At 42.6% G+C, this 12,246-nt stretch carries 9 protein-coding genes; all 9 read right to left on the bottom strand.

All coding sequences use genetic code 11. The features are described from left to right. Positions 1 to 75: 75 nt before the first annotated feature. A complete protein-coding gene (locus VB083_RS09175; protein WP_213690588.1) occupies positions 76 to 435 on the bottom strand; it encodes a flagellar protein FlaG in 360 nt (119 codons plus the stop codon). Positions 436 to 512: 77 nt separating this feature from the next. Beyond that, positions 513 to 2,870, bottom strand: a complete 2,358-nt coding sequence (locus VB083_RS09170; protein ID WP_213690589.1) for a flagellin — start codon at positions 2,868 to 2,870, stop codon at positions 513 to 515. A 113-nt stretch (positions 2,871 to 2,983) separates the two neighbouring features. Further along, positions 2,984 to 5,515, bottom strand: coding sequence for a motility associated factor glycosyltransferase family protein (locus VB083_RS09165; protein ID WP_323401994.1), 2,532 nt, complete (start codon positions 5,513 to 5,515; stop codon positions 2,984 to 2,986). After that, positions 5,515 to 5,769 carry a carbon storage regulator CsrA gene (gene csrA, locus VB083_RS09160; protein WP_213690591.1) on the bottom strand — a complete coding sequence of 85 codons (255 nt, stop codon included), beginning with the start codon at positions 5,767 to 5,769 and terminating at the stop codon, positions 5,515 to 5,517. Before csrA ends, VB083_RS09165 begins: the two co-directional genes overlap by 1 nt. Next, a complete protein-coding gene (gene fliW, locus VB083_RS09155) occupies positions 5,769 to 6,242 on the bottom strand; it encodes a flagellar assembly protein FliW (protein ID WP_307880078.1) in 474 nt (157 codons plus the stop codon). Before fliW ends, csrA begins: the two co-directional genes overlap by 1 nt. 29 nt (positions 6,243 to 6,271) lie before the next feature. Then, positions 6,272 to 8,968 (bottom strand): flagellar hook-associated protein FlgL, encoded by a 2,697-nt coding sequence (gene flgL, locus VB083_RS09150; protein ID WP_213696095.1) that lies wholly within the window; start codon positions 8,966 to 8,968, stop codon positions 6,272 to 6,274. 11 nt (positions 8,969 to 8,979) lie between these two features. Beyond that, the gene (gene flgK / locus VB083_RS09145; protein ID WP_323401993.1) at positions 8,980 to 11,466 is read right to left on the bottom strand and encodes a flagellar hook-associated protein FlgK; all 2,487 of its coding nucleotides are present in this window, start codon (positions 11,464 to 11,466) and stop codon (positions 8,980 to 8,982) included. A gap of 12 nt (positions 11,467 to 11,478) precedes the next feature. After that, positions 11,479 to 11,925, bottom strand: a complete 447-nt coding sequence (flgN, locus tag VB083_RS09140; protein ID WP_323401992.1) for a flagellar export chaperone FlgN — start codon at positions 11,923 to 11,925, stop codon at positions 11,479 to 11,481. Positions 11,926 to 11,929: 4 nt separating this feature from the next. Then, positions 11,930 to 12,214: a flagellar biosynthesis anti-sigma factor FlgM gene (gene flgM, locus VB083_RS09135; protein ID WP_213690596.1), complete on the bottom strand. Its 285-nt coding sequence runs from the start codon at positions 12,212 to 12,214 to the stop codon at positions 11,930 to 11,932. Positions 12,215 to 12,246 lie beyond the last annotated feature (32 nt).

The following is a 12,246-nucleotide window of genomic DNA, read 5'->3' as shown; positions in this document are numbered from 1 at the left end:
GTAAATCGAAAATTTGAGAGAAACCAACAGGAGTGCAAAAAGTCGTACAGCTACAACAATTTGCACTCCTTCTTTTTATCCTTTTACATCAAAGAGCATCCCTAGCAGATCTTCAACATGTTTTACTAAGTTCACAACTTCGTCAGGTGGGATCTTTCGAACAACTTCATCTTTAACCGTATCTATAACTTCTACCTGGAAAAGATCCGCTTCCTTAACATACTTGAACTTTAAGTTTCTATCAAAAATTTGAACTATTTCTTCTGCTTGGGTAAGGACATTCTTTAGTTCCTTTTCGTTTTTGGAAAAAGGAACTCCATTATGAAAAGTATTGCTTCTGTTTGAACTACCCCCGGCCTGCTGGTGGATAGACAAAGGAGAGAGTGTCGCGTCAACAGGACTGGAGCGAAATCCCGCTTTTGAGGAAATGTTCATAAATCCGCCACCATCCTCTGCTAGAAAAGAGAGGGGCTAAAGCCCCTCTCAAAATGTTTTTTATTCTCTCGTTTGTCTTACCGAAGCAGCTGCATAACAGCGTTGGGCAGCTGGTTCGCCTGGGCCAACATGGAGTTACCGGCCTGCATAAGGATGTTGAGCTTCGTGAAGTTCATCATCTCTTTTGCCATATCAAGGTCACGAATACGGCTTTCAGCAGCGGTCAGGTTTGTGCTGGCTGTGGTCAGGTTATTGATGGTGTGCTCTAAGCGATTCTGATAGGCACCAAGGTTGCCTCTCTGGCTAGAAACTCTGTCGATAGCACTATCAATGACAGTGATAGAGCGGCTGGCAGAATCTCTGTCAGTTACGAGTACTTTGTTCAAACCAAGGGAACGTGTACTCATATCGCCAATATAGACTCCCATATCTTCTTTTTCATTGGCACCAATCTGGAAAACAGTTGTATTATCGGCAAGGTGAACAGTTGTATCATATGTACCAGAAGAAGAAACGGTCCACTTTTTAGCAGCATCATCCCAAGCTGCGTCTAAGCCAGCCATAGCGTCGATTTCGATATCTACGTTAGGATGTACTACTCCAACAAGCTGATTGCCTGTTACTTCAACCTGGTTTACATTTGTTCCGGTATGAGCATTGGTTACCTTAACGTTAAAGGTGTTTTCAGAAGCTTTCTGAACTTCGTTCAAGCTGAGAGCTTTAACGACATCTTCGTCACCGATAAAGTTGATATTTCCAGCTTTACCTGCTACAGCACTGGAAATGACCAATGTTCCACGTACAGAATAAGGGGTATTATCGGCATCATCTTCGACGAATTTAACAAAGTTTCCTTTGTTCTCATCGCGATTGGCAGCATCCAAAACTTTAATCTGATCCAATCCAGAAGAGATCGCGTTATTCAGCTTTAATGCCAAATCGCCAAGTGTATCCTGGCTGTACAAAGTGATGCTCGCGTCTTTGCCGTCACCCTGTACAAGTTTAATTGTCTGAGGATCATCCATAAGGAATCGTCCAGAAGAAGCATCCCAGAACTTATCAAGATCTCTTAAGCTGACATCTTCATAAGCCTCGTCGCCAGCATCTAACTGACGGAAGGTAGCCTCGCCAGCAGCTAATGTACCCATATCAAATTTATATGTGGAGAGCTGAGCTGTTCCATCTTCGTCGAATGCCCAGAATTTAAGCTCTTTCTGCGTATCGTTCAAAGCATCATCGGCAAAATAGAACTGCATCTCCTGAGTATTGGTTACGCCATCAGCTGTAACGCTGAACTTCAGGCCATCTTCAGCAGCATCTGCTGCCTGACGGCTAACGTTCACTACGAACTGCTCTCCAACCTTCAAATTAGCATTCATGGAGGTAGCAACATTAGCACCTGTTAATGCATTAAAAGAAAGACCTGCTGCTGTAAGTGCGTCAAGAGCAGAAGCTCCATCTGCAGCCGCGAAATCGATTGTAATATCTTTTTCAGCGCTCTGCATAACAGCTCCGGCTGTAGATCCCACGGTCTGGACCTTTACGTTAAAGGTTATCTTCTCGCCGTTAACAGCTTTTACTTCCCACAATGTGGAACCATTAACGACATTTCCAGTAAACAATGTCTCTGTTGCGTTGCTGAGGAAATTCAAGAAGCCTGTAGGTACGCCGTCCTGAACTCCAAAGCTATGACTAATAGCAACACTTGTTGTTCTTGCACCAGTCAAGGTAGCATTTAATTTTACGGAAGTTGCGTTAGCGCTTGCATGGACAAGACCCTCTCCAGAAAGAGTTTTAATACCAAGAGCTTCTTTACCAGAAACATCAGCAATGACATCATCATGTTTCACCTTGAAAATGTCACTCTTCTGTACCTGTGTCTGACCAGCTTTAGCCTCAACAGAAAGTTTATAGTTGCCCTCAGCTACGATCTTCTGGCCATACTGGTCAATAGTACGAAGTCCGCCACGTACGAAAACCTTAGTAGAAAGCTCGTCTGTGGACCAAAGCACAGATGCAGAACCATCAAGCAACTTCTTTTTGTTGAACTGAGTCGTTCCAGCAATACGGTCAACTTCATCACGAAGCTGGTCGACTTCAAGCTGGATGTACTGACGATCCTGAGATGTGAGTGTATCGTTTGCAGCCTGAACGCTTAACTCGCGCATTCTCTGTAAAATAGAATGTGTTTCGTTAAGAGCACCCTCAGCTGTCTGAATCATAGAAATACCATCTTGAGCATTGCTGACAGCCTGATCCAATCCCTTATACTGTGCACGCATCTTCTCACTGATGGCAAGTCCCGCTGCATCGTCAGCAGCGCTATTAATACGAAGACCTGTGGAAAGTTTGTTAATGGATTTCTGAAGAGAACCATTTGTCTGGCTTACAGAATTGTAAGCAAAAAGTGCAGGAATATTATGATATACTCGCATTATTATTTCCTCCTCCTTGAGGTTAATTGTTGATTCTTCCTTGAAAAACGAATCATCTTACTACAAAAACATTACACCTCTGGGGAATTCACCTCCTTTTCTAAAACTTATATTTATATATCGACAACTTTCTCTGCTTTCTTAAGAGAAATATTCCAACAAAGTAATATTTTTTGTTCAACTTTTTCTTGTTCTTCTTTTGATACATTCATCATAATACGTTCTGCTGTCCAAGCTGCCCAGTTTCCTCCTGCCGTTTTCTTGAACCAATCATGAAAAGGATCAGTAGGCAACGAATTCAAAAGAGAAATAAAAGAGTCATTATAAGATATATCCCCCTCCCAAAAATAAGCTTCACCGTCAAGAAGAGTTGCAAGCAAGGATGGGAAGAGGGAAGAAATCTGTTGCCCCTGTCGACTCTTTCTAATATGAACTGCAAAACTACGCAAAAGAGAGGGAAGTAACTGAACTAATTTCATAGCACCATCTAGTTCTTTTTCTGGAACATTATAAGCCTCGTGCCGAACCGCAAAGATAAGACGTGCCATTTCAATATAACCATCAAGTTCCCCATCAATAAAATTCTTCCAGGCGACACACCACTCTCCGAAAAAGCCTGTATATTCTGAAGCAATCCAATCTGTAAAGAGACGTAAATCTTTATCGAGACCAGCTAGGTACCCATCTAACAAGAGTCGAGCAATTTTAGAAGGACGTTCTTCTAATAAAGATGTTTCAATCCATGGATTCCACCAATCATCGTTTCCTTCGACTATTTCTTTCCATATATTCCGTGCAGAACTTCGATCATTCTCGTTACTTTCCGAGAGTTCTTTCCAAATATAAAAAAGCTTTCCCAAATATGTGAAAACAACAGATATATCGTCATAGACCTGAGACCAGAAAAGCATAAAATCTTTATGTTTCCACCCATCAGGGAAAGGGGTATTCCAATACTTTCCTGAGGTTGAAAATATAATTATAGACTGCAATCCTATTGCTAATTTAGGAATTTCACGCCAAAGGCATTTCCACTCGTTAAGAAGAGAAAGAGAAGTCATCCTTAAATTTTTTAACGACATTTGCTGCCCTGTGTTACAAACGTTACAAACACGTTCAGAAATCTCAAAACATCGTTTTTGCAAGGATAACATTTCGTTCATAACATAAAGGGCACCCTCAGAAGAGAGTCCTCCCTTCATAACCTGCTGTTGCTTTTCTGCATATGCCACAGAAGTAAGACCTATTTCCTTCCAATTTTCAACACGACTAGCAAAGGGGACATGATTAGCTCCCTCAATCCATGCGCCACCTTCTGTACAGTTATAAACAGGGATTGTTGCATCAGCTATGCAACGCTCGAAATAGATAAGGAAGGCATACCAATGATTATTGGTATCAACAGTGGTACTTTTATCCCAACTTTGAACTTTGGCAAAATTTTTACGACCATAACGATAGTGCCCAAAGGAAGATGCGTGAGTTTTTCCGTCAACACCATAAGAAAGATCTTGGCCGATAAAAACAATCTCACAGGGATGTAATGTTTCAGCCAGATGGTAACACAAATGACTTACACATAATCCGCTTCGAATATCCGGCATTCCCATTATCTTGGCCAGGTAAGGACCAAGAGCATCGCAATTAGTTAATGATATAGGCCCCGGCCACTTCGAAACAACTGCCGGATGGACCTTACTTCCCGCTACAAAAACAGTATGAGAGGCTTGTTCTCTAAAGTTTTCTATAATTGGTTTCATACGCTGATAATTAGAACGTGAAGAATCGAGGGCAACAACTACATGAGGAGTAATTCCTTCCTTAAATAACCCCTCAGCTATTACATCATTGGCAATAATAACAGCATAATCCTGGGCTTTTTTAAGTAAGGGCAACTGTTTATCTAAAGATGGTCCTGCTGAGGCAATGATAATGGGCTTTTCTTTCCACATTTTTTGTAAAGAAGAAAGAGGAAACATCCCTTTTTTATGCACTAAACAGCCATTTACAATATTATGTGCCATCTCACTATATGCACGATCAGCATCTATAAGCTGCGAATGCATCTCTCCACTTAAAGCAGTTCTAAACTCACTTATGATCTGACGTATTTCTTGAACACTTTCTTCTCCATCTTTAGTTCTGTGAATAAAAACACAGGGGGCCTCATTCAACAATCCCCTATGCTTTTCAAATACTTGTCGCCACTGGGTTTCACGGTCGGTAGATGTTGTACCCACAACCCATGAAATTCCAGGACTGGCTAACAATCCTTCCATTTCATGGATATGCATGCTCCAATATAAAAGAGCCGGGTCTGTCTCAACAATCACAGCCCGGTTCATACGTTCTTGACTCATCGTTCTAGCAAAACTATACCCCAGGCCAAAACCAATGTACAGGTTAATATCTTCTTTGCGGCCTCCGTCCATTTCAATGAAAGTTTTTTTGCGATATTCTCTAAAATGCAATCGCCCGTCACTCTTGCGAAGTTCGACAACATTATCATCAAAACTCATTGTAAATGTTCCGTATTTTTCAGCTTCCGCATAGGATTTTAACAACTCGGCAGCTTGAGGATTACTTTTTTGCAAAGCATCTAAGTTTTTCTGCCATAAATCAAAATTCGGCGTTAATAGTCGCATTAATCAACATCCTCTTTATCCTTATGAAGAGTTTGGCGAAGAATATCTTCCGCTTCTTTAGCCAATGCAGTAGGAGCAACAGCTCGTTTGTTTTCTTGAGCCGTTTCAAGCCACAACTCTTTTCTCCAAACGCGCACATCTCTCGGGGCTTCTATTCCAATACGAACCACATCCCCGCGCACTTCAAGAATAGATATTTCTATATTTTCGCCAATAACGATAGCTTCTCCTGCTTTTCTGCTTAAGACAAGCATTACTTTTCTCCTCCTGCCGCCTTTTTCTTCATCATTTCTCTAACACTTTGAGGCAGCACTGGAGTCCTCATAAGATACTCTTCATTTTGTGAAATAATTTGCTTGGCTAACCGTTTCTCGTGGTTAACCACAACAGGAGCTCTGAGATTCGCTGTCATCTCCCAAGGAGCAGAAGGAGGAATCGTAACAATAACCATCACTGTTATTTTTGAAAAATCCCCTTCTATATCGGTCAAATCTTCTGGAGCTAATTGAAGATTATAGTTTTGCACCACCAGTTGTGGAGAAATAACTGGTAACGCCGTATCTACATCGGTCACACTTTGTAACCATTTGATGGGATTTTCGTCATCACCGGCAATAACCCATTCCTTATAGGTCTCAAAACCAGGAATCCCCTTCGGGAAGCTGATTACAGCCTCAGTTTCAATTTGCAACTCTCCAAAACGGCTTGTTTCAAGAATGCGGCTCATCACTCAGTCACCTCCGCTTTCCATACTAATTATCGTAAAAAGTCTACTAGAGTAGGTTGTATGATCTGCGCCATCATGGCAAGACTTGCCTGATAGATGGCTTCAGTCATTTTATGTTGTGTATAGGCTTCCGCTAAATCAACATCCGACACTTTGCTATAAAGCTCCGTAAGATTTAAATTGTTCTGTTGAAGTCGACTTTGGTTTGAAGTGTACCTTTTTTGTACGGCACCCTCTCGAGTTCGACAACGAAGTAAATTATCGGTAAAATCGTCGATTTTACCTAACATTATAGAGTTGATACCTTCTCTATCTTGCTGACGAACAGCATTTGCCAAATTTTCAATTACTCCAAAGAAGTCTGTTTTCTGTTGATTTGCCCCCGTACGAACAGTTATTTTTTGAGAATAGGCGCCTATCCCACCACGATTCTCCGTTTGGGCTGAAGTAGCCCCCAGCAAGGCAGTTGCATCGTCTCCCGATTGCGTGGCTTCTATTGAAAACCCTTGTGGAGACCAAAGTACAAGGCACTGATCTGCCCCATCTTTTACTAACTCGGCCTTAACTCCCTGCTCTTGAAAACGACTATTAATCGTATGAACAAGGTCTTCGATAGTAACAGGATTTCCTGCTTCAGACGGGGATATGGCAGAAAGATCTATTGTGTGTTCCATTCCATTAATAGAGATAGAGAACGTTCCATTAGCAGGAGGTGTCCACCCAGACACATCAACCGTTCCCTTAATAGCATTATCCATATTCATTATGTCACTCGCTACTGTCCCCTGCACATCGTAAACTGTCAATGGAGAACCATCTTTAGCTACTAGTCCAAATTGAATCTGACTTCCACTCTCTCCAGGGCGAGGATCATAGTAAGAGACATCTATCCAATCCCCTGCCGCTTCTCGTATCCGCCTAGCCACATCTTCAGGGGTGCTTCCAGCATCTATGGTAATGTCTACTGTCTTGCCCAATGTAGCGATGCGCAATGTTCCTCCAGCAGTTATCATATCGTCTGTCGCACCACTTCCTCCTGTAAGACCTGTCTGCACTCCCATCTGGAGGGCAAGACCTCCAGAAAAAGCAGCAAAAGAAGGATCGGAGAAGTTCATATCGCGAAGAACGACAGGCTCTCCAGTTTTCGAGAATAAAGCCCCATATTGTGTAGACGAATCAAGAATATCCATACCTAAAACATCGTCACCAACCTGGTCTACAATCTGCTCAAGTACTTTTAAACTATCAACACTATTTCCCCCTGAAGCTGAACGGACATCTTCAAGATAAATTTTTACAGTGTAATCTTTATCGCCAACTGAGACCTTCATAAGGGCAGGTAAATTTGGATCCAGAGTTGTTGCTGTGGAAAAAGAAACTGACGCTCCTGGCTCCGTTGTCATCGCCGTTGACAATCCCCATTGAGCAGCATATTGAGCGCTACTTGTTCCCGCTTTATCGTAAATAACTAACGGTTCATTGTCTTTAGGGCGCAAAAGCAACTTCTTGGTAGCGACCTCGCCGTCAAGAGTTGAAGACGTTTCAGCACTATCTGTCTGAACAACAACTTCTAACCAATCTCCGGCTACCTGACGTATGCGTTCTGCCAACTCATCAACTGTAAGCGAAGCAGAGGCTTCAATTTGCAAATCAGCTTTGTTATCTCCGCTTTGTAGCCGCCAATGTAAAGCTCCTCCACTAAGAGAAAGAGTATCTGATGAAAACTCTACACTTTGCAATGTCGTTTCCATACCTAAAAGAGAGACCAGCCCTGCATGGCTATGATCTGTTTCAGTAGTATCGGTCTCGGGCCAACTTGTCACTTGAATAGGCTCACCGGTATGGCTTACAAATTCAAGATGCTGAACCTGACTTGCAGAATCTGTTACAGTACGAACTGTAACTAGCTTACTAATGTCTCCCATATCTTTGCTTGTATTGATAATGTCAGCTATCTGGTCTAATGTGTACCCCTTCAATTCTCCCTGATCTCGAAATCCATTTTCATCAGTTGGCTGATCGATACCAGGCAACTGATCATCAGACCATCGCTCTGGGATGCGCACCTTTGCGACACGATCTCCAACCTTTATCTGTATAATTTCGGATCGGCCTTCCCACCTGAAATCCATAGGCAAAGCACGACTCTGAATAGAGTAATCCCTTCCACTTTGAGGAAAAATTTCCCGCCCATGGAAAGAGACCTGACCAACTACACCTCGCTCTACCTCAAACTCTACATGTTCTGTATTTCCAGTGTAGATAACTCGTCCCAAATCATCTCTCTTAAAGGGGGGGACAGAGGTATTTAAACCCGCCAGCAAATACCGACCTTCCACGGAGTAATTTGCTGTATTTATAAGTTCTTCCTGAAGTTGCACCATCTCTTCTGCTATTGCATCCATTTCAGTCTGGCTGAGGGCACCGTCACCAGCATAAACAGCAAGTTCACGAATACGATGAACAATATCGGTCATCTGGTTCATTGATGTATCTGTATTGGAAAGCCATGTTACGGCGTCATCAAGGTTACGACGATATTGGGTATTCTCTGTTATAGACGTGCTCAAACCAAGCTCCCGTGTCACATCGATGGGGTTATCTGACGGTCGGCTATGTTTTTTTCCTGTAGTAAGCTGATGGCTCTGTTCAAGCATTCGAGCTAAATTTTTATGCAAATCAGAAAGTAACGTCTGATGCATCATCGAGTTCGTTACACGCGTCATACTGATTCCCCCTATCGGCCTACGACACCCATACCATTAATGATACGATCAAGCATTTCATCCACTGTAGTAATATATCGCGCCATAGCATTAAAGGCTTGTTGAAACTTTATAATATCCATCACTTCTTCATCTATATTTACGCCCATAGTTGCCTGCCGCTGTGTGTCTATCTGTTCTGTTAAATGACGCTGGTTCGTCGCCATAGTCTTGGCCTGTAATCCCTTTGATCCCAAACTGGCAAGGAAAGAGAGGTAATATTCGTTTACATCAGCAGCACCATTCTGAAGCACTTTCGCCTGTTTCAACTGAGCAAGAGCCAAAGCATTACTACCGTCTCCTTCTCCTCTTGAAGCACCTTTGCCATCTCCCCTAGCCGCGGCAATAAGGCTGGGGTCTTTATCCAAATCCATATTGAAAGAGAAGTGCGCTGATGCTCCATATTTACCAGAGATAGGTTCAAAAAAGGCAATTCCAGTTGTCATGCTCGAATCACCCATGCCATGACCTGCATAATGACGAGCATTCATTTCCGTAACGAGACCATAGACAACCTCGTCGAGTTGATCTTTGAAACTTAAAATCATGTCATCTCTGGCTTCCATGGTTCCTAAAATAGAACCACCTTTTACATGATGCTTTATGGTTATTTCAGCTCTTCCAAGCCCTCTCAATTCAAAACGAAGGCCTGACGAAATTTCCTCATTGACAGTTGCAGAATAGTCAGCTTGCCGAGGAACTCGTCTCGCTTCTTTCATCTCATTCATTGAAGAAAGATATGTTTTTCCGTCAAAAGAAAAAGCTGCATCTTGGGAGGTTTCTAACCAACTTGTTGCATTATCATCACCTAAAAAGCCAAGACGTCGAGCCACATTGAGGGAGCCGTTCTCATCTCCCATTACGTTAATCCGCGACGCTTCACCTAGTACATTGCTTTCCAACGTGAGGAAATATGTTCCGGTTACTTCATCTTTTTCTATAGCCGCATGAAGCCACTCCTCAGGAGCGCTAACACCATCTTCTTCTCCGAAAGCCCCATTAATTTTGTTTCGGATAGTTTCAAGAGTATCTTCCTCAGTAACTTCTATTGATACTGTTTTACCAGACGAAGTAAGTCCTAAATTTGAAGCAATTCCGCCCTTTATATCAGTTATTGAAAGAAGATGATCATCCATAGAACGGATGGTCATTTGGTTTCCGTCTAAAGAGGCAGTAACCTGCATTGAAGAAAGACTTGTATTGAGAAAGCTATTAAGATCACTTAATGACAATTCTCCACTGAGAGACTGCGCTGTATTTGTTCCATCAGAGAGATCCCATCTTCCGTCAGTTGCATTCCACGTAATTGAAATAATTTGTTCCTCAGAACCTGCTCCAACCCGAAAGGAGTATGTGTCCCCATCTTGTCCAGAAGATAGAACTGTCTGAGACGGCATTATTTTCGATTTTGACAGCGTCCCTTGCGTGCCAACGCTCAGAGTAAAAGCTCCTCGGATATTCAATGCTTCTGTCGGTGATTGAGGACGAAGGCGAGGAGTAAAAGAAGAATCTCCTCCACCAACTTTCCACGATGTTTCAGAAGCTAAACGATCAACCTGGAGGGAATGAACACCTTCTGGAGCGTTTTGTCCCGGCATGAGATAGAGGACATCAGTATTATCAACTATATTGAAAAGGTTATCTTCCACCTGCACATCATGGAATCCCTCGTTGCCAGGTACAGGAACAGCTACAAGATGTCTTGTTTTATCCCCCTGCACCAATAGTTTCCCATCAAGGTAAATTTTGAAGTCGCCATCATCCATATCAGATGGCAATGAAACATTTATATTAATTAATTCGCTTAATTTTTCCGTCAAAAGATCGCGCTGATCAAGAAGATCGTTTGGATTTCCTCCAACTCCCTGAATCTCGGCAATCGTCGTATTTAAAGCTCCAATCTGATCTATATAATCATTTGCCTGCTGCACTTTCAAAAGAAGGTCGTTATCAAGAGCTACACGGTACTCTCCATAGTTTCTTACAAGCTGATCCATATATACAGTAAGATTCTGCGCACTACTTACTAGAGCCTCTCGAACAGAAGCCTCGTCAGGTCGTTTCTGTAGCTCTTGTAATTTAGACCAGTAATCATCAAGGGCAACTTTAAAACCTTCACCAGCCGGTTCATTAACATAAAGCTCTATCGTATTCAAGGCCTTTTCCATCGTCTCCCAATATCCCTGAACAGACGATTCCTCTCTAAACTGAAGATCTAAGAATTCATCTCTGAGACGGCGGATAGCATCAATTTTGACTCCTGTCCCAATTTGCCCGGGAACGTTGGGTCGAGAAAGGCCGGGATTTGTAAATGGATCTGTTGAAGAAGCATCTACTCTCTGACGAGAATAGCCCTCTACATCAGCATTAGATATGTTATGTCCCGCAGTTTCCATAGACCTTCGAAAATAATCCATTGCACGACGACCCATTTCGAGGCCAAAAAAACTATTAAACATAAAGGAACCCCCTTATCCGCATACGTCAAGACCATTTTTAGAGGAAGTCAGCCCCTCCAAACGCCGCCACTCAGCTATAGTTATCTCGCTTAACGTCTGACTTTCTTCTACCAACCGAGCAAGAATTGCCATCTCTGCCTGTAATTTGCCAACAATCCTCAGCAAACCATCTGCCGCCTGTCGTAATTCCCTAGCAACATCTGGCTGCATATTCTGACAAAAATCAGCAATAGTAGATGGACAATGATAGAAAGACGAAATACGCCCAGATATTCTCTGACGTTCTCGTTCTAAAGTCTCTGCCTGAAAGGCGTAATTCTGCTGATCTTTCATTAACTGTTGCAATAATTCGAGGCGCCCTTCCTTGAGCGCCTCTCTCTGCTGCACTACAACACCATGCATTTTCTGCAGAACATCAGTTTGCTGCAGAAGAATTTTCGAAAGTTCAAGGCTATCCATCAATTTATTCCTCTTTGTCGAGTAATCCTGCCCTAATAAGACACTCTGCGACCTTGTTCATATCGGGCCGATATTGTCCGTCCTGTATCTGTTTTTTAAAGTCTTCGACTTTATCAAGCCGAACATCCGGAATCTTCTTGAGTTCAACTCGCGCTTTTGCCAACTCTTTAGCAAAAGAGCTAAACTCAACTCCGTCAGTCTCCTCTGATGCCGAACGGCCCGAATGTTTTTTGCCGTTGACCTTCCCTACAGGGCTAGGGCCATAAATGCCATGAATCTTATCGATCATAATGATCACCCCGTTCTACCCTTTCTTGTATC

This window comes from Aminobacterium sp., from assembly GCF_034926885.1.
Lineage (GTDB): Bacteria > Synergistota > Synergistia > Synergistales > Aminobacteriaceae > Aminobacterium.
The sequence above is the reverse complement of the archived record's forward strand: the minus strand, read 5'-3'. Positions and strand labels throughout refer to the sequence as shown.

What these genes read in the sequence shown, in the direction of transcription:
- VB083_RS09170 (WP_213690589.1), bottom strand. Translation starts at nt 2,870, where the DNA reads ATGCGAGTATATCATAATATTCCTGCACTTTTTGCTTACAATTCTGTA.
- VB083_RS09165 (WP_323401994.1), bottom strand. Translation starts at nt 5,515, where the DNA reads ATGCGACTATTAACGCCGAATTTTGATTTATGGCAGAAAAACTTAGAT.
- fliW (WP_307880078.1), bottom strand. Translation starts at nt 6,242, where the DNA reads ATGAGCCGCATTCTTGAAACAAGCCGTTTTGGAGAGTTGCAAATTGAA.
- flgM (WP_213690596.1), bottom strand. Translation starts at nt 12,214, where the DNA reads ATGATCGATAAGATTCATGGCATTTATGGCCCTAGCCCTGTAGGGAAG.
- VB083_RS09175 (WP_213690588.1), bottom strand. Translation starts at nt 435, where the DNA reads ATGAACATTTCCTCAAAAGCGGGATTTCGCTCCAGTCCTGTTGACGCG.
- flgK (WP_323401993.1), bottom strand. Translation starts at nt 11,466, where the DNA reads ATGTTTAATAGTTTTTTTGGCCTCGAAATGGGTCGTCGTGCAATGGAT.
- csrA (WP_213690591.1), bottom strand. Translation starts at nt 5,769, where the DNA reads ATGCTTGTCTTAAGCAGAAAAGCAGGAGAAGCTATCGTTATTGGCGAA.
- flgL (WP_213696095.1), bottom strand. Translation starts at nt 8,968, where the DNA reads ATGACGCGTGTAACGAACTCGATGATGCATCAGACGTTACTTTCTGAT.
- flgN (WP_323401992.1), bottom strand. Translation starts at nt 11,925, where the DNA reads ATGGATAGCCTTGAACTTTCGAAAATTCTTCTGCAGCAAACTGATGTT.